15 protein-coding genes are annotated in these 16705 nt (G+C 72.8%); 8 read left to right on the top strand and 7 right to left on the bottom strand.

The window, feature by feature from the left end:
- Nucleotides 1-144: 144 nt before the first annotated feature.
- The 4 genes from ACZ4UB_RS28180 to ACZ4UB_RS28165 all read right to left on the bottom strand — a co-directional run bounded on the left by ACZ4UB_RS28180 (nucleotide 145) and on the right by ACZ4UB_RS28165 (nucleotide 4828).
- Nucleotides 145-855, bottom strand: a complete 711-nt coding sequence (locus tag ACZ4UB_RS28180; RefSeq protein ID WP_468074356.1) for a phosphatase PAP2 family protein — start codon at nucleotides 853-855, stop codon at nucleotides 145-147.
- Between the two features lie 228 nt (nucleotides 856-1083).
- A complete protein-coding gene (locus ACZ4UB_RS28175) occupies nucleotides 1084-2097 on the bottom strand; it encodes a C40 family peptidase (RefSeq protein WP_468074509.1) in 1014 nt (337 codons plus the stop codon).
- 85 nt (nucleotides 2098-2182) lie between these two features.
- Nucleotides 2183-4000, bottom strand: coding sequence for a serine/threonine-protein kinase (locus ACZ4UB_RS28170; RefSeq protein ID WP_468074354.1), 1818 nt, complete (start codon nucleotides 3998-4000; stop codon nucleotides 2183-2185).
- Nucleotides 4001-4021: 21 nt separating this feature from the next.
- The gene (locus ACZ4UB_RS28165) at nucleotides 4022-4828 is read right to left on the bottom strand and encodes a thioesterase family protein (protein WP_468074352.1); all 807 of its coding nucleotides are present in this window, start codon (nucleotides 4826-4828) and stop codon (nucleotides 4022-4024) included.
- A gap of 95 nt (nucleotides 4829-4923) precedes the next feature.
- Between ACZ4UB_RS28165 and ACZ4UB_RS28160 the strand changes: the two genes are divergently transcribed.
- Nucleotides 4924-5784: a pentapeptide repeat-containing protein gene (locus ACZ4UB_RS28160; protein ID WP_468074350.1), complete on the top strand. Its 861-nt coding sequence runs from the start codon at nucleotides 4924-4926 to the stop codon at nucleotides 5782-5784.
- Nucleotides 5785-5893: 109 nt separating this feature from the next.
- On the opposite strand, the gene ACZ4UB_RS28155 is transcribed toward ACZ4UB_RS28160, so the two are convergent.
- Entirely contained in the window at nucleotides 5894-7045 is a 1152-nt protein-coding gene (locus tag ACZ4UB_RS28155) for an alpha/beta fold hydrolase (RefSeq protein WP_468074348.1), read from the bottom strand.
- A 349-nt stretch (nucleotides 7046-7394) separates the two neighbouring features.
- Between ACZ4UB_RS28155 and ACZ4UB_RS28150 the strand changes: the two genes are divergently transcribed.
- Nucleotides 7395-7706 carry a hypothetical protein gene (locus tag ACZ4UB_RS28150; protein WP_468074346.1) on the top strand — a complete coding sequence of 104 codons (312 nt, stop codon included), beginning with the start codon at nucleotides 7395-7397 and terminating at the stop codon, nucleotides 7704-7706.
- A gap of 99 nt (nucleotides 7707-7805) precedes the next feature.
- Here the strand turns inward: ACZ4UB_RS28150 and ACZ4UB_RS28145 are convergent, their stop codons facing one another.
- Entirely contained in the window at nucleotides 7806-8417 is a 612-nt protein-coding gene (locus tag ACZ4UB_RS28145) for a hypothetical protein (protein WP_468074344.1), read from the bottom strand.
- Nucleotides 8418-8828: 411 nt separating this feature from the next.
- On the opposite strand from ACZ4UB_RS28145, the gene ACZ4UB_RS28140 reads away from it, so the two are divergent.
- From ACZ4UB_RS28140 to ACZ4UB_RS28115, 6 genes are all read left to right on the top strand, one after another.
- Nucleotides 8829-9137, top strand: a complete 309-nt coding sequence (locus ACZ4UB_RS28140) for a hypothetical protein (RefSeq protein ID WP_008742356.1) — start codon at nucleotides 8829-8831, stop codon at nucleotides 9135-9137.
- A 97-nt stretch (nucleotides 9138-9234) separates the two neighbouring features.
- A complete protein-coding gene (locus tag ACZ4UB_RS28135) occupies nucleotides 9235-10071 on the top strand; it encodes a DUF8175 domain-containg protein (RefSeq protein ID WP_468074342.1) in 837 nt (278 codons plus the stop codon).
- Entirely contained in the window at nucleotides 10061-11383 is a 1323-nt protein-coding gene (locus tag ACZ4UB_RS28130) for a hypothetical protein (RefSeq protein WP_468074340.1), read from the top strand. The genes ACZ4UB_RS28135 and ACZ4UB_RS28130 overlap by 11 nt, the downstream gene beginning before the upstream one ends.
- On the top strand, nucleotides 11380-12942 hold the full coding sequence (locus ACZ4UB_RS28125; protein WP_354384535.1) for an SCO6880 family protein: 1563 nt from the start codon (nucleotides 11380-11382) through the stop codon (nucleotides 12940-12942). The genes ACZ4UB_RS28130 and ACZ4UB_RS28125 overlap by 4 nt, the downstream gene beginning before the upstream one ends.
- Before the next feature lie 19 nt (nucleotides 12943-12961).
- Nucleotides 12962-14386 carry an ATP-binding protein gene (locus tag ACZ4UB_RS28120; protein WP_354384534.1) on the top strand — a complete coding sequence of 475 codons (1425 nt, stop codon included), beginning with the start codon at nucleotides 12962-12964 and terminating at the stop codon, nucleotides 14384-14386.
- 2 nt (nucleotides 14387-14388) lie between these two features.
- A complete protein-coding gene (locus ACZ4UB_RS28115) occupies nucleotides 14389-15951 on the top strand; it encodes a P-loop NTPase family protein (RefSeq protein ID WP_468074337.1) in 1563 nt (520 codons plus the stop codon).
- A 24-nt stretch (nucleotides 15952-15975) separates the two neighbouring features.
- Here ACZ4UB_RS28115 and ACZ4UB_RS28110 read toward each other — a convergent pair whose 3' ends face one another.
- Nucleotides 15976-16539 carry a GNAT family N-acetyltransferase gene (locus ACZ4UB_RS28110; protein ID WP_468074335.1) on the bottom strand — a complete coding sequence of 188 codons (564 nt, stop codon included), beginning with the start codon at nucleotides 16537-16539 and terminating at the stop codon, nucleotides 15976-15978.
- Nucleotides 16540-16705: the final 166 nt, after the last annotated feature.

Raw genomic sequence — 16705 nt, 5'->3', positions numbered from 1 at the left:
CGCTCCCGCCCGCGCGCCCGACCCGCCGCGGTCCGCCTCTGCTTCGCCGGGGCGGCGCTGTGCCTGCTCTCGGCACTCCTGCTCGCGCTCTGGAACGCGTACGCCACGGGCTGACCGCCCGGGCGCGCGCCGACCGCGTACGGCTCAGGCGGCCAGGTCGTTCTCGCGGGGGTGGCCGCCCGGCGGCGTCTGGGCGTGCGGGAGGTCCAGCGGCCGGGGCACGCCGTGCCCCTTGGCCCGGACGATCCACCCGACGCGCGCCGACCCGGCCACCGCGCGCACCACCGGGGCGAGCAGCGCCATCGCGAGGGGTGCGAGCAGCAGGACCACCGCCGTGCCGAGCGCGAGGCCCCCGATGACGTCGGTGGGGTAGTGGACGCCCATGTACACGCGGCAGAAGCCCTGGACCAGGGCGAGCCCGATGCCGATCAGCCCGAGCCTGCGGTTGGCGATGAAGATGCCGACGGCGAGCGCCATCGTGAGGGTGGCGTGGTCGCTGACGAAGGAGAAGTCGCCCCCCTTGCCGGACACCAGCACCTCCAGCCCCTCGTGCTGGTGGAACGGCCGTGGCCGGGCGACGAATTCACGCAGCGGCACGTTCACCAGCAGCGCGATCCCGGCGGCGAGCGGTGCCCACACCAGCGCGGTGAACGCCTCGATCGCGGCCGGCCCGTCCTGCTTGCGGGCCCCGCGCCAGCACCAGAGCACGAGCAGCACCATGGCGAGCGGGAGCCCGTACTCGCCGACGAGCGCGATGGTCCGGTCCACGGCCGCCGGGGCATGCCGGGCCAGGCCGTTGATGTCGTACAGCAGGCTGACGTCCACGTTCGGCCCACCGGTCGTGAGTCCAGCCATGGCGATGCGGCCCCTTGCCTTGGTTCCCCTGAGAACGCACCCCTGCGTGCGCCCCTTCGACCCCGGTGATCGACCACCGTGTCCATGGAACGCCCGTTCTGGCAGCTACGTTCCACTCTCCACCGAATGATCACTCCAACGTTATCCAAGAGTGACTCATCGTCGCAGCTCAGGGCCTGGACTTAACGGAGAGTCAGCGGCGCGGCGGACCGGCGCCGCCGCCCCCGCTTACGAGCTCTTCGCGCCCGCGCCCGTACCCGACACGGGCGAGGCCGCCGCGCCGTCCTTGGTGACCCGGGTGGCCCCGAAGTAGTCCGGACTGTCGATCTTGTCGAAGCGGATCACGGCGCCGGTGTAGGGAGCGTTGATCATGTACCCGCCGCCCACGTACAGCCCGACGTGGTGGATCTCCCGCGAGTTCGTCAGATCGTTGGAGAAGAAGACCAGGTCGCCGGGGAGCAGTTCGTCGCGCGAGGGGTGCGGACCCGCGTTGTACTGGTCGTTCGCCACGCGCGGCAGGTCGATCCCCACCGTCTTGTACGACGCCACCGTCAGCCCCGAGCAGTCGAACCGCCCGTCCTGGTCGGGCGTGCCGTTGCCGCCCCACAGGTACGGCGTCCCCAGCTGCTTCTGCGCGAAGTAGATCGCCCCGGCGGCCTGTTGCGAGGGCGCCACCCGCCCGACGGGCTTCGCGAAGCTCAGCGCCAGGGTCGTGATCGTCTTCACGTACCCCTGCGTCTCCTTGTACGGCGGCACGCCCTGGTACTTGATGACCGCGTACGCGCCCGCGTTGTAGGCGGCGAGCATGTTCGACGCCGCGTCGCCCGGCACCCCCGCGACGTCCTTGGCCAGCTCGCAGTCGTAGGAAGCGGCGGACGGGATCGCGTCATTGGGGTCCCAGATGTCCCGGTCCCCGTCACCGTCCCCGTCGACCCCGTGCCCCTCCCAGGTCCCCGGGATGAACTGCGCGATGCCCCGCGCGTCCGCCGGGCTCACCGCCCGCGGGTTCCAACCGCTCTCCGAGTACAGCTGGGCCGCCAGCAGTGGCGGACTGATCGACGGGCACAGGTTGCCCCACTTCTGCACCAGCGCCTGGTACTTCGCCGGCACGGCCCCCTGCGCGAGGCCGACCGCGCGCCCGCCACCGCCGAGACCGCCGAGCCCTGCGGCCGCGGAGTACGTCCCCACGACGAGCAGCATGACGAAGGTCAGGCACACCCCGACCCCGACCCCGCCCACCATCCAGAATCTGCGCACCCGTCAACCCTCCCCCATGCCCGTCCCCTCAAGGGGGGATTTCCCTCTGTTTCCCCCGTGTCGCGGGCCGTTACCCCACCCGGAACCCCGAACAGGCGATACGCGCGTACGTCTTGGGGTCATCCTCGACGTGGTAGAAGACCACCGTCCAGTCCCCCCGGTCGGACGCCAGCTCCGGCGCACCGGTTCCCTTGCCGTTCGCGTAGCCGCGGAACTGGGCCGGATAGCCCAGGCTGAGGTACTCGCCGGAGTCCCAGTTCGCGTAGATGTCGACGGGCACGCTCGTGTAGCCGAGGCTCCCGGACGCCAGCGACGACGGCGGTTTGACGGCCACCGAGACGTAGTAGGGGGCCGGGCGCGGCCCCCGGTCCGGATCTCCCGCGCCCTTGGGACGCATCTTCACCGTCATCGTCCTGCCCGGCACGCCGTTGGTCGACGAGGAGACGGTGGAAGTCTCCATTCCGGTACCGGGCGCGTCCTCCTCGCCCACCAGCTCGTTGCACAGCCCGCTGTTGTACTTCGCCATCGCCGGATCCGGGTCCACCGCCCAGCGCTCCCGCGAGGGCCGGCTCTGCTCGATGTGGTCGGCGGGCGGCCCGGCGCCCTTCTTCTTCGTGTCCTTCGTGTCCTTCGCGTCCTTCGTGTCCTTCGCGTCCTTGCCGCCGCCGGAGGGCCGCGCACCGCTGCTCGGACCCGCGGAGGCCGACCCGCCGGACGCGGCGCCCGCGTCCGGCGGGAGTTGCCAGTAGGCCACCGACCCCGCCGCGGCCAGCGCGAGCACGACCCCCACCCAGACCCCGGCCCGCCGCCCCCGCCTCCCGGACGCGGGGTCGACGTGCTCCGTGGTGTCCCGGGCCGGCCGGTCCGGTTCGTGGTCCGGCCCACGGTCCCGTATGTGGTCCCGCTCGTGGTCCCGCTCGTGGTCCCGTTCCTGGTCCCGTACGTGGTCCCGCTCGTGGTCCCGCTCGTGGTCCCGTTCCTGGTCCGGGAGCACCCGGGTGGCGGCGGCCGCCGCCCCGGTCGGGGCCGCGGGGAACGCCTCGCGCAGGGCCGCCAGCTCCGCGTACACCGGGTCGTCCACCACCGCCCGCGCCACCGCGCACCGCCGGATCACCTCCGCCGGTGACGGCCGCGCCGCCGGGTCCTTCGCGACGCACGCCTCGATCAGGGCCGCGAGCCCCGGCTCCACGCCGGCCGCGTCCACCGGCTCGTGCACCGTCCGGTACCAGACGCTCGCCGCCTCCCCGGAGCCGAACGGCGGCCGCCCGGTCGCCGCGTACGCCAGCGTCGCCCCCAGCGCGAACACGTCCGCCGCGGCGTCCCCCGCCGCACCCAGCAACACCTCGGGCGCCGTGAACCCCGGCGTCCCCGGCGCCTGGCCCTCCTGCGTCAGCGCGGTCACCCCGACCCCGCGCGCGATGCCGAAGTCGATCAACTGCGGCCCCTGCGCCCCCAGGATCACGTTCTGCGGCTTCACGTCCCGGTGCGTCACCCCCTGCTCGTGCACGCCCGCCAGCCCCTCCGCCAGCGCCGCCCCCAGCGCCCGGCAGGTGTCCGCGGGCAGGGCGCCCCGGCCCGCCACCGCGCGCGCGAGCGTGGGCCCGGCGACGTACTCGGTGGCCAGCCAGTACGGTGCCCGGTCCAGCGAGGCGTCGATCAGCCGCGCGGTGTAGGCGGAGCGCACCTCCCGCACGGTGCTCGCCTCGCGCCGGAAGCGCGCCAAGGCCTGCGGGTGCCCGAGTATCTCCTCCCGGACCACCTTGACGGCGACCAGGCGCCCCCCGGGCGACCGCCCGAGGTACACCTGCCCCATCCCCCCGGCCCCCAGTCGGGCCACCAGCACGTGCACCCCGATCCGCGTCGGATCGGTCTCCCTCAGCGCGTCCATGCGCGAGAGCCTGTCACAGGCTCAGCGCGGAGCGACGTACAGGCTCTGCGCACTGCGGCCGATGGGACCGTCCTCGTCGTGCAGGCGGGCGTCGGCGAGACCGATCCCGGCCGGATCCACGCTGGTTCGGGCCTCCACGCACGCCCACTCGCCCACCGGATGGCGGTGCAGATGGACCGTCAGGTCACCGTTGATGAAGACGTACTTGGCGAAGTCCAGCACCGCGCTGATGCCGTTGCCGGAATCGGCCGCGATCAGCACCCGGTCCAGCGGACGGACCGCCTCCGCCGCGATCAGCGGGACCCGCATCCGCATCCAGCACGTGGCCGGGCCGGGCTCGACGAACGCGCCCTCGGTGAACCGGGTCTCCATCGCCGTGTGGTAGCCGGTCGACCACGGCACCGGGAAGAACGGCGTGCGCCCCACCGTGTCGGGCGGCGGCACGGCGGGACCCGCCAGCACGGCCGGCACCGAGTCCTCGGCCGTACGGATGCGCAGCGCCCGGGCGAACATCACCGGCGCCGCCCCGACGGGCGCGAGCGCCGCCTCGATCACCTCGGTACCGCGCCCGGCCCGCAGGACCGAGGTGGTGACCTCCAGCGGCCCGATCGGCACCGGTCGCAGGATCTCGTAGGTGATGCGCGCGATCCGCATGTCGTCCCGGGCGTCCGGGCGCTCCTCGACGGCCCGCCCCAGCAGCGCGGCGGGCGGACCGGCGTGCTGCGAGCCCCGGTCCCACGGCCCGCGCGTGTACGCGGAGGCGAGGAACCGCCCGGTGTCGACCCGCTCGTAGAACCCCTCGACCGTCACGTCGTCAGCGTCGTCCATGGCGCGCACGCTACCGAGAGGTAATCGGGGGCACCAGCCCGCGTCGCGGGCCGCCCCCGGCCGGGCCGGGGGCGCCGACGGGGGACAATGGAGCCGTGTCCAGCTCCCGCCCCGCCCCCGTCCCCGGCCCCGTGCCCGGCCCCGCCCGGGTCCCGGCCCTGCCCGTGCTCCAGGCCGACTGCGCGAACTGCTTCGCCCTGTGCTGCGTGGCCCTGCCCTTCGCCCGGTCCACCGACTTCGCCGTGGACAAGCCCGCCGGCACGCCCTGCGGCAACCTCCAGCAGGACTTCCGCTGCGGCATCCACACCCGGCTGCGCGACAAGGGCTTCCAGGGCTGCACCGTCTTCGACTGCTTCGGCGCGGGCCAGCAGGTCTCCCAGGTCACCTTCGAGGGCCGCGACTGGCGCGCCCACCCCGGCACCTCCCGCCGGATGTTCGAGGTGTTCCCGGTGATGCGCCAGCTCCACGAGCTGCTCTTCTACCTCGCCGAAGCCCTCACCCTCCCGGCCGCCCGCCCGATCCACGCCGCGCTGCGGCGCGCCCTCGCCGAGACCGAGGAGCTGACCCGCGCCGACGCCGAGACCCTGGCCGCCGTCGACGTCGGCGCCCGCCGCGCCGCCGTCAACACCCTGCTGCTCAAGACCAGCGACCTGGTACGGGCCACCGTGCCCGGCCGCAAGAAGAACCACCGCGGCGCGGACCTGATGGGCGCCCGCCTGTCCGGCGCGAACCTGCGGGGCGCCACCCTGCGCGGCGCCTACCTGATCGCCGCCGACCTCAGCCGGGCCGACCTGCGCACCGCCGACCTGATCGGCGCGGACCTGCGGGACGCCGACCTGAGGGGGGCCGACCTCACCGGCAGCATCTTCCTCACCCAGGCCCAGCTGAACGCGGCCCGCGGCGACGCCGCCACCCGCATCCCGCCCACCCTGACCCGCCCCTCCCACTGGTCCTGACGACCCCCGGCCCGCAGGCCCCCGGTCCCGCTCCCCGCGGCCCGGCCCGCACCCCCGTGCCGGGCCGGACCCCGGGCAACGGGACCGGGAGCCGCGTACCGCGCGCGCCTCAGAGCCGGGCGAGGAACTCCGCCACCGCCGCGGTGAACCCCTTCGGGTCATCGGTGTGCACCCCGTGCCCGGCGGGCAGCTCCACCAGCCGCACCCCCGGCCGCCGGACGGCCATCTCCCGCGCGTGCCCCGCCGACAGCACCGTGCTGCGGTCCCCCCGGACGAGCAGGGTCGGCTGCCGCACGGCCGACCAGTCCGCCCAGTGGTCACCCCGTATCGCCTCGGCGGACGCCAGGATGTCCTGCGCCTCGAAGGCCAGGCCCCAGCCGTCCTCGTACTCCCGCACCGAGTCCTCCAGGAAGCCCACCGCGCTCCCCAGCCCCGCCAGCAGCTCCTCCCGGCCGTCCGCCCGGCGCGGCCACTCGCGCACGAAGGACAGGTCGTCGTCCACGACCGCCCCGACGTCCTCGACCACCACCGCCCGCACCAGCTCGGGCCGCCGCGCGGCCAGCTGGTAGGCGTTGACCCCGCCCAGCGAATGCCCCAGGACCACCGCCGCGCCCAGCATCAGGTGCTCCAGCACGGCCGCCGCGTCCGCGACGTACCCCTCCCGCGAGTACTCCGGCGCCCGGTCCGAATCCCCGTGCCCGCGCTGGTCCAGCGCGATGAGGCGCCACCGCGGCGCCAGCTCCCGGGCCAGGGGCGCGAAGGTCCGCCCCTCCATGAAGTGCGCGTGCAGCGCGAGCAGCGGCTCCCCCGGACCGCCGAAGTCCGTGTACCGCAGCGCGCGCCCGGCCACCTCCACCACTCCCGGCAGCGGACCGAGCACGTCCCCGACGCGCTCGCGCAGCAGCTGGTACTGCTCCCAGCGGCGCGGCCGCCGGTCCGCCGGCCGCCGCACGACCCGCCCCGGCGTCACCGTCTCGCCGCGCCGGAACTGCTCCCGGGTCAGGTCGACGCGTAGGCCCCCGGCCAGTCGGTTCCAGCAGTGGTAGCCCTCCTGGCGGCCGTCGAGGAAGACCTCGCCCACCATCAGGTCGCCGCCGACGAGGTCCTGGACCACCAGCGCCGTGATGTCACAGTGCCCCCAGGCCGGATTGTCGGCGCTCCAGGGGATGCGCGTGATGTCCGAGGGGCAGGCCAGGTCGGCCGACCAGCCGGCCCGCAGGGCCGCCTCGAGGTCCGCGAGGGTCCAGGGTGTCGTCGTCATGGCCCCAGGCTGCCGCACCCCACTGACAACGGCCGGGGTGCACGGGGGCGTTGGCCACCGGATCCGCGGCCGGAACCGAGGGCGGCCTCACCCGTTCGCCACACCCGACGGCGCCCGCCCGGCCCCCCGACGGTTTTCTTCGTACCGGCTCCCGCGCCCGCCCGCACCGCCCCCGCAAGGCTTCCGCACCCCTCGTCCGCACCCGACCGGCGCACACCGCACACACGTGCGCCTTTCGCGCAACCAGGCGCCCCCTCACGGCCGTGACTGTCGGCTATCCACACCCCTACGTTGAGCCACGCAACCGGAAGCTGATCGTCAGCTACCCGCCCAACGGAGGTCCCCGATCATGCGACGCCTGTCCACCAACCTCGGCACCCTCGCGGCCGCCGCCACCCTCGTCCTCTCCCTCGGCGGCTCGGCCCACGCCCAGGTCCAGGCACAGGCGCACCACGGCGAGGGCCCCGTGGTCATCAACGGCCAGGCCGTCTTCGGCTACCACGGCTGCCTGCGCCACGGCGGCATCGCGCGGGTCGAGAACCACTCCGACAACCCGATCGTGATCACCCGCGGCCCGCTCTGCCACTTCGGCCACCCGGTCGGCGTCATCCCCCCGGGCCACTACGCCCTCGTCCCGCCGTCGTCCAGCATCCTCGTCTGACCCCGCCCCCGCACCCGATCCCCCCGCACCCCGCTGGCCCCGCGCACCGGCTCGCTCTTCCGGCCGTGGCGCCAGCGACGGGCGTACGGGCCCCACGGGTCAGGGCTTGACCAGCGCCGTCCAGCCGGACGGGCAGTTGAGCATCCCCGTAGGCGTGTACGTGCAGGAGTTCTCGTACACGGTGCCCACGGTCGTCAGCACCTTCACGTACACGCTGTTCGCGCCCTCGGCCGCGATGGACACGCTGCACGCGTTCCGCGGGTGCCCCGGGTTCTGCGGCCCCGTCAGGTCGCGCCAGTAGTAGGCGCCCACCGGCGGCGGCGTCATCCTGCGCACCCCGATGGACGTCTTCCCGTTCACCAGCGCCGCACTGAGCTCCAGGTTGCCGTTGCCCCGCGTCGTGGCCACGTCGGTGCAGTGCCCGGGCGGACCGGCCGGACCCCGGTCGCCCTTCGGACCCCGGTCCCCCTTGGGGCCCTTGGGCCCGCGCGGCCCCGGACAGCCGGACCCCTGCTTCGCCCCGGGCGCGGCCTTCGCACCCTTCGCCTTCTTCAGGTCCTCGCCCATCCGGACCTTGCCCTGGCACGTGGCACCGGACGACGCGGGGGCGGCCGACGCGGGACCCGAGATCCCGGCGAACGCGAGCGCCAGCGACATGACCAGCCCACCGGCCAACGACACCCGCCGGCCAGCCCCTGTTGCAGAACCCATCCGTTCACTCCTTGGGTCGTCTCTCATCGTGGAACGTTTCGCGCTCCGGCCGGAAGCAGGTGGAGCATGACCCACGGGCCGACAGAGGGACGGTCCGACATTCCGTCAGTCGGTCGATATGTACGCGGGTTGGGTCAACGACACGCGGCCCCGATCCGCCGAACGGCGGCCACCCGGGCAGACCCGCACCCCGCCTCGCGTACGCCGAGACGACAATCATTGCCCGGGGTCACACCCCGTGATACACAGAGTGACCAGGTCAGCGGACGTGGGCGGGGCCCGGACCGGGAGATCAGGCAAAGAGAGCCGTCAAGTCGACATACGACGGCGATTTCATCAGCGAAGATAGGACGTGACCCCTGCCATCGGGCAAGGGCATCCGGAACTACCCATACAGGGGCGGTGAGTTACATGATCCTGGCAGCCGAAAAGGGCGACATCACCACCATCATCGGCGGAATCGCCCCGAACTGGGGCCCGTTCGGAAGTCTCGGCAATGAAGCGAAGGTCATGATCGAGGTGGTCATGGCCGTGGCGATCCTGCTCTGCCTGGGCATCGCGATCTGGGGAGCGGCCAAGCAGCGCATCGGCGCGACCGCCCTGCGCGACACCTTCAGCGCCGAACAGGGCAAGGGTCTGATCGTGGCCGGTCTGACGGGGGTGTTCATCATCGGCTCCCTCGGCACCCTGTTCACCATCGTCTACGGAATGGCCGTCTAGCCACGCCGCCGGCTCCCGACCCGATGAGGACTCAGCACACCGCGTCCACGCGGCCACCAGCGCTACCGTCGTACGACGCCGAGGGGGCGGACAGGGAATGAGCCACGACGACCAGTACGGCGGCACCGGCCCAGGCCACGGCGAGGTCGGCGGCACCGGCCAGACCCGCACGCGCCTGCCGGACTCCCCCTCGGACCCCTACCCGAGCCCCCGCCGCGGCCCCCGCCCCTCCCGCGGCTTGGTCACGGTCGTCGGCGTGGTCGTCCTCCTGATCGCCGCCATCGCCTTCGCGAACCAGAACCAGGACTCCCCCACCACCCCCCCCACCACCAAGTCCCCCACCTCCACCTCCACATCGGCCACGGGCACGACCCCGGTGGACGGCAAGAACGGGACGATCCCGCGCGGCTTCGCACACGACGAGCAGGGCGCTCAGTCGGCCGCGGCGAACTTCGCGGTGGCACTGGGTTCTGACGGCATGTTCAAAAAAGACAGCCGCCACACCATCGTCGACGCGATCTACACGCCGGACGCGTCCGCCGCCCTGAAGGGTCCGCAGGACGCCGCCTACTCGGCCGCGTTCCTCGCCAAGCTCGGCCTCGACGCCAACGGCAATCCACCCCAGGGCAACACCTTCGTCACCCGTGCCGTACCGGTCGGCACCAAAGTGGACAGCTTCAGCCCCACCGCCGCCAAGGTCTCCGTCTGGTACACGGGCCTGATCGGCATGTCCGGCGAAAAGTCCACCAATCCGGTACGGACCTCCTGGTACACGTGGACCTTCGACCTGGCGTGGTCCGGCGACGACTGGAAGGTCACCGCCGACAGCCAGCGCGAGGGACCCGCCCCGGTCCCCGGCGACGTCGCAGCCGCTCCCTCGGACGACATCAGCAAGGCCATCAAGGAGTTCGGAGGGTTCACCTATGCCCGCTAGCCTCCGGCTCCGGTTCGGCGTGCTCGCCTCCGTCCAGCTGGCCGCCGTCGCTCTGGCCACGCGTGCCTACGCGGCCCCGACACCGATGCCGACCCCGACGCCGACGCCGTCCCCCAGCGCCAGCAACAACCCCTGCGACCTCCTCATCGGCCCCGCCAAGGAATTCTGCGAACGAGGCGACGGCGCATCCGGCGGAGCCCCCCGCGGCCTCTCCCCCACCGACCCCGCGGACGCCCTGAACCCCCTCGCATCCCTCTCCAAGGGCTGCGCCGACGCCGCCGCCTGGATCGTCGGCAAGCTCAGCCAAGCGGTCAACGGCACCGCGAAGGTCGACTTCACCAACCCGGCCTTCCTCAAGCAGTACGCCGTCGTCTTCGCCGCCTCCACCATCCTCACCCTCGTCCTGTGGCTCTTCGCCGTCGCCAAGCGAGCCATCCGCGGCGTCCCCTTCACCACCGCCATGTCCGAAGCCATCGGCTTCCTCTGGCTCACCGTCCTCGCCTCCGCCTTCACCCCCCTGATCCTCTACACCGTCGTGTCCGCCACCGACGGCGTCACCCAAGTCATCGCCACCGCCACCGGCGGCCAGAGCGACGTGTTCTTCGGCTCCTTCTCCGAGGCCCTCAAGAAGGGCGACGACATCGGCGGCGGCCCGATCATGCTGATCGTCGTCGCCCTCGTCACCGTCCTCGCCGCGGGCGTCCTCTGGCTCGAACTCGTCATCCGGGCCGCCCTCCTCTACGTCGGCGCCCTCCTCGGCGTCGTCGTCTACGCCGGGCTCGTCGACCGGAACCTGTGGGGCCACGTCCGCCGCTGGGCGGGCATCATGATCGCCGTCATCCTCGTGAAGCCGGTCATCGTCATCGTGCTCGGCCTCGCCGGCGCCCTCGCCGGCGAGAAGGGGCCGAATGCCTTCTCCGCCGTCGTCTCCGGCCTCGCCATCATCATTCTGGCGATCTTCGCCTCCGCGATGATCTACCGTTTCGTTCCCGGCTTCGGCGACGAGATCGCCTCCGCCCGCTCCAACCGCAGCAAGGCCACCGACGGCGCCCAGGCGGCCGCCGTCATCAGCTCCCCGGCCTCCTTGGTCTCCCAGGGCATCAAGACCCACAGCAGCCGCGGCTCCCACCGCGCGGGCGACGGCGGCGGGGGCGGACAATCCGCCCCCCGCCCCGCCAACCCGCTCTCCGGAGGCGTGGCCGCCCACAGCAGCCGCCCCTCCGGCGGATCCGGCGGCGGATCCGCCACCCCGCCGCCCCGCACGAGCACCGGCACGAGCAGCACGAAGAACACAGGAGGTGACGGGCGTTGACGACCCAGTCCCACCAGATCCACCCGGTCGCGCCCCGCCGCACGTATCTCATCGGCCGGGCCCGGCCGAACGCGATCGTCGGCAAGAACCGCGAGACCGGCGAGATCGCGCTGATCATCGCCGGTGCGTTCCTCGGCATGATGAGCGGACTGCTCGTCCCCGGCATCGCCCCGCGCATCGCCATGCTCGCGGGCTTCCCCGTGCTCGCCCTCGCCGCCGTGTACGTCCCGTACAAGGGCCGCACCTTCTACAAGTGGTTCGAGATCAACCGCAGCTTCAAGCGGACCCTGCGCCGCGGTACGGCGTACCGCTCGGGCGCCATGGAAGCCGGCGTCCGCGGCTCCGACGGCCGCGAGGTCGAGGTCGGCCCGCCCCCCGGCATCGGCCGGATCAACTGGCTCGCCGCCCCCTTCGGCCCCGACGAGATCGCCGTGCTCCTGCACGCCGACCGCCGGACCGTCACCGCCGCCATCGAGATCGAGGGCCCCGGCGTCGGCCTGCGCGACAGCGAGGACCAGGAAGCCCTCGTCGACCGCTTCGGCACCCTGCTCAAGCACGTCGCCAACGGCGACGGCTTCGTCACCCGCCTCCAGATGCTCGCCCGCACCCTGCCGGCCGACCCCGACGCCCACGCCAAGGACGTCGCCCAGCGCGGCGACGTCACCGCCCCCGGCTGGCTCCGCGACTCCTACGACCAGCTCCAGTCGATGGTGTCGACCTCCTCCGAGCAGCACCGCGCGTACCTCGTCGCCTGCATGCACTTCACCCGCGAACTCGCCGCCGAGGCCGTCACCATCGCCCGCGCCTCCACCCCCCACAAGGGCCGCAAGCTCGACCGCGACGCGGGCCTCGCCATCGTCATGGCCCGCGAGCTCACCGACATCTGCGCCCGCCTCGCCGAAGCCGACATCCGCGTGCGCCAGCCGCTGGGCCAGGGCCGCCTCGCCTCCCTCGTGCACTCCATGTACGACCCGGACCACCCCATCGACCACATCCAGGCCATGACCAAGCGCAACGCCTGGCCCGCCGAACTCGACGCGATGGAACCCACCTACCTCCAGGCCAAGACCCGCGAGTCCTCGACCCGCGCCCCCTGGTGCCACGCCACCGCGTGGGTGAAGGAGTGGCCGATGACCCCCGTCGGCGTCAACTTCCTCGCCCCCCTGCTCGTCCACACCCCGGACGTCATCCGCACCGTCGCCGTCACCATGGACCTCGAACCCACCGAGATCGCCATCGAACGGATGCTGACGGAGAAGACCAACGACGAGGCCGACGCCAGCCGCGCCGCCAAGATGAACCGCACGGTCGACCCGCGCGACATCGCCGCCCACGGCCGCCTCGACCAGCGCGGCGAAGACCTCGCCAGCGGCGCCGCCGGAGTCAACCTCGTCGGCTACATCACCGTGTCCTCCAGATCCCCCGAGGCCCTCGCCCGCGACAAGCGCACGATCCGCGCCTCCGCCGGCAAGTCGTACCTCAAGCTGGAATGGTGCGACCGCGAGCACCACCGCGCCTTCGTGAACACACTGCCGTTCGCGACCGGCATCCGACGCTAGCCGGAGGGAAGAAGCCGCCATGCGAGATCCGCTGTCCGCGATGTCGGACGCCTTCACCAGCTTCCTCTTCGGAAAGGTCGAGACGACCCGACTCCCCGTACGCACCTCCACCGGCCAGGCCCAGGCCGTCTACCTGCCCACCGCGGCCCCCGGCCTCGGCGACTCCGGCGTCATCATCGGCCGCGAGGTCTACAGCGGCAAGGGCTACATCTACGACCCCTTCCAGCTGTACGGCCAACAGCTCCCGGCCCCCCACTGGCTGGTCCTCGGCGAATCCGGCAACGGCAAGTCCGCCCTGGAGAAGACCTACGTCCTGCGCCAGCTCCGCTTCCGCGACCGGCAGGTCGTCGTCCTCGACGCCCAGGGCGAGGACGGCGTCGGCGAGTGGAACCTGATCGCCCAGCAGCTCGGAATAATGCCCATCCGGCTCGACCCGGTGGCCGCCCTCGACGGCGGCATCCGGCTCAACCCGCTCGACCCCGCGATCACCACCACCGGCCAGCTCGCGCTGCTCCGGACGATCATCGAGGTCGCGATGGGCCACGGCCTGGACGAGCGCTCCGGCTTCGCCCTCAAGGTCGCCCACGCCTACGTCAACGAGACGATCAACGACCGGCAGCCCGTACTGACGGACATCGTCGAGCAACTGCGCCACCCGGAGCCCGAATCCGCCGAGGCCATGAACGTCGGCATAGACGACGTACGGGCCTGGGGCCTGGACGTCGCCCTCGTCCTGGACCGCCTCGTCGACGGTGACCTCCGCGGCATGTTCGACGGCCCGACCTCCGTCGGCATCGACCTCGACGCGCCCCTGATCGTCTTCGACCTCTCCCACATCGACCGCAACTCCATCGCCATGCCCATCCTCATGGCGATCGTGGGCGTTTGGCTCGAACACACATGGATCCGCCCAGACCGGAAGAAACGCATCTTCCTGGTCGAAGAGGCATGGCACATCATCAACTCCCCCTTCGTCGCCCAGCTCTTCCAGCGCCTCCTGAAGTTCGGCCGCCGCCTCGGCCTGTCCTTCGTCGCCGTCGTCCACCACCTCTCGGACGTCGTCGACGGCGCGGCCGCGCGCGAAGCAGCCGCCATCCTCAAAATGGCCTCCACCCGCACCATCTACGCCCAGAAGGCCGACGAGGCCCGCGCCACCGGCCGCGTCCTCGGCCTCCCGCGCTGGGCCGTCGAGATCATCCCCACCCTCACCCCCGGCATCGCGGTCTGGGACGTCAACGGCAACGTCCAGGTGGTCAAACACCTGATCACCGAGTCCGAGCGCCCCCTCGTCTACACCGACCGCGCCATGACGGAATCCTCGGCAGCGCACCAGCTCCCCGACGAGCTGCTCGCGGCCGAACTCGAAGCGGAGGAACGAGCCCTGCTCATCGAACGGCACCGCAACGGCGGCCACGGCCCCGGCTCGGCGACCACGGTGGCCTGAGGATGGCCGACGCCCGCCGTACGGACGCACACGGACCCACCGGAGCACAGCGCGGCGGCATCCCCGACGGCCTGCTGCTCGCCCTGCTCGGCTTCCTGCTCGGCCTGGCCGTCCTGGTGTGGTCCGCCACCGGCCTCGCCGCCTGGATCACCCGCGGCGCCTGGCCCGACACGGTCAGCTTCGGCAACACCCCCGGGGCGATCCGCGCCCTGATAGCGCAACCCCACGACGTGGCGGGCGCCTGGCCGGCCACCGACCCGGCCGCCCTGTCGGGCTGGGGCCTGTTCTGGGGCACCTTCATCAGCCAGCTGCTCGTGCTCTTCGTCGCCACCGTCTTCGTGATCGGCGTCATCGCCCGCACGAAGTCCCGCCGCGCCCTGGCCCGCCACGCCCCGGCACCCGAGCCGGCCCCCGAGGCGGCACAAGCGTCGGCACCCACCGCCGTCCCGCTCCAGCCCGCCGCGCCGTACGAGCCCCCGCACCCCGCCCCCCGACCTTCCCCCAAGCCCATCGCCCACGCCCCGGCCCGGGCGCCGGCCCCCACCGACGAGGCCTACCGCTACGGCTTCGGCTACCCCCCTGCGGCCGCCCCGCCGCGGCCCGCGGCAGCCGCCGCCCCGGTACCGGCCCCCGCAGCCGCGACCGCGCTGCGGTACGCCGCCCCGCCCGAGCGCCACCGGGCCGCGGCCGAACGCATCCGCGCGGCGGAGGGCGCCGCCCTCATCGTGACCTCGTCCCCCGCCCTGTGGGCGGAGACGAAGGACGCCCGCGCCAAACTCGGCCCGGTCCTCCTCTACGACCCCGCCCACCTCTGCGACACCCCGGCCCGCATGCACTGGAACCCGGCCGAGGGCTGCGCCGAGCGCGACACCGCGGCCGCCCGCGCCGCCGCCCTGCTGGCACCCGTACGCCCCCAGGCCCGCATCGACGCGGCCGTCGCCGACACGGCGGAAACGCTCCTGCGCAGCTGGCTGCACGCCCTGGCCCTCGACAGCAGACCCTTCAAACAGGTCCACCGCTGGGCCCAGGGCACCGGCGCCCAGGAACCGGTCCGCATCCTGCGCACCCACCCCCACGCGGCCCCGGGTTCCGCGGGCGAGCTCGAAAGCGCCCTCACCGCCCATCCCGAACGCCGCGAACAGGCCCAGCACCTGACGGCCCGTGCGCTGAACTGCCTGTCCTCCATCCACGTCCGCGAGTCCTGCAACCCGAACCGAACGGATTCGCTCACGCTGGCATCGTTCCTGACCGAAGGGGGCAGCCTGTACGTGGTGGGCGAGCCCCTGGAGGACCCGCGCACCCACCCGGGTGCGATGCCCCTGCTCACCGCACTCACCGCAAGCGTGGTCGAGCACGGCCGTCGCATGGCCGCACGGTCATCCCACGGTCGGCTCGACCCACCACTGTCGCTGGTCCTGGACGACATCGCCGCCGTCGCCCCGATCCCGCAGCTCCCCGCGCTCCTGGCCGACGCCACGGGCCTCCCGGTCCTGGCCCTGTGCCGCAGCCGCGAACAGGCCCGCTCCCGCTGGCCCGAAGCCGACCTCCCCCTCGCCACCCACTAGTCCACCGGGATCAGGGACGCGAGATCAGGGACGCGAGATCAGGTACTCCAGCTCCATGGACCCCGAATCGCCGGGCAGCGGCACCAGGGTCCCGCTCGCCACGAACCCGAACCGCCGGTAGAAGGCCCCGGCCCGCGCGTTGTCCTCGTGCACGAAGAGCCGTACGCGCTCCAGCGCGGGCTCCTCCAGCCCCCAGGCCCAGTCCAGCGCGGCCCGGAACAACTCCTCCGTGAGCCCGGTCCCCCGCTGCTCGGGCCGTACGAACACGCCCACGAGGTGCCCCTGCTCGACCGGGATCTCCTCACCGAAGAACCCCCGCGTCCCGGCCTGCTCGACGAGCACCGTCACGGAACCGACCCAGCGCCCGTCGGCCGCCTCGGCCACGAACTGCCGGGCACCGCGCCCCTGGGCGCCCCGCTCGGTCCGCCCCTGCCAGAAGTCGTCCGGCTGCGCCGCGGCCTGCTCCGCGGACTCCAGGAAGGCGATCGGCGCCACTGGGTCGGCGAGCGCGGCCAGCCGAAGCTCCTTGACCTTCTCCCACTCGTCGGCCTTGATCTCACGTATCACGTAGGGGGTGCTCTGGTTCATGCGCCAGATCCTAGACCGGCACCCCAGCAGGAGCTCCACCCATTTCCGGCCCGCACGACCGTGGAACTGGTCCGGAACGCAGAAAAGCCCCGCACCATAAGGTGCGGGGCTTTCCCACAATGATTGTTCGGCGGCGTCCTACTCTCCCACAGGGTCCCCCCTGCAG

The organism is Streptomyces sp. NPDC028419 (genome assembly GCF_055565515.1).
This window is presented reverse-complemented; position numbering and strand designations above follow the sequence as displayed.

Coding starts and splice junctions, on each gene's coding strand:
- ACZ4UB_RS28140 (WP_008742356.1), top strand. CDS start 8,829: ATGATCCTGGCAGCCGAAAAGGGCGACATCACCACCATCATCGGCGGA.
- ACZ4UB_RS28115 (WP_468074337.1), top strand. CDS start 14,389: ATGGCCGACGCCCGCCGTACGGACGCACACGGACCCACCGGAGCACAG.
- ACZ4UB_RS28165 (WP_468074352.1), bottom strand. CDS start 4,828: ATGGACGACGCTGACGACGTGACGGTCGAGGGGTTCTACGAGCGGGTC.
- ACZ4UB_RS28150 (WP_468074346.1), top strand. CDS start 7,395: ATGCGACGCCTGTCCACCAACCTCGGCACCCTCGCGGCCGCCGCCACC.
- ACZ4UB_RS28145 (WP_468074344.1), bottom strand. CDS start 8,417: ATGGGTTCTGCAACAGGGGCTGGCCGGCGGGTGTCGTTGGCCGGTGGG.
- ACZ4UB_RS28110 (WP_468074335.1), bottom strand. CDS start 16,539: ATGAACCAGAGCACCCCCTACGTGATACGTGAGATCAAGGCCGACGAG.
- ACZ4UB_RS28130 (WP_468074340.1), top strand. CDS start 10,061: ATGCCCGCTAGCCTCCGGCTCCGGTTCGGCGTGCTCGCCTCCGTCCAG.
- ACZ4UB_RS28180 (WP_468074356.1), bottom strand. CDS start 855: ATGGCTGGACTCACGACCGGTGGGCCGAACGTGGACGTCAGCCTGCTG.
- ACZ4UB_RS28175 (WP_468074509.1), bottom strand. CDS start 2,097: ATGGTGGGCGGGGTCGGGGTCGGGGTGTGCCTGACCTTCGTCATGCTG.
- ACZ4UB_RS28170 (WP_468074354.1), bottom strand. CDS start 4,000: ATGGACGCGCTGAGGGAGACCGATCCGACGCGGATCGGGGTGCACGTG.
- ACZ4UB_RS28120 (WP_354384534.1), top strand. CDS start 12,962: ATGCGAGATCCGCTGTCCGCGATGTCGGACGCCTTCACCAGCTTCCTC.
- ACZ4UB_RS28135 (WP_468074342.1), top strand. CDS start 9,235: ATGAGCCACGACGACCAGTACGGCGGCACCGGCCCAGGCCACGGCGAG.
- ACZ4UB_RS28155 (WP_468074348.1), bottom strand. CDS start 7,045: ATGACGACGACACCCTGGACCCTCGCGGACCTCGAGGCGGCCCTGCGG.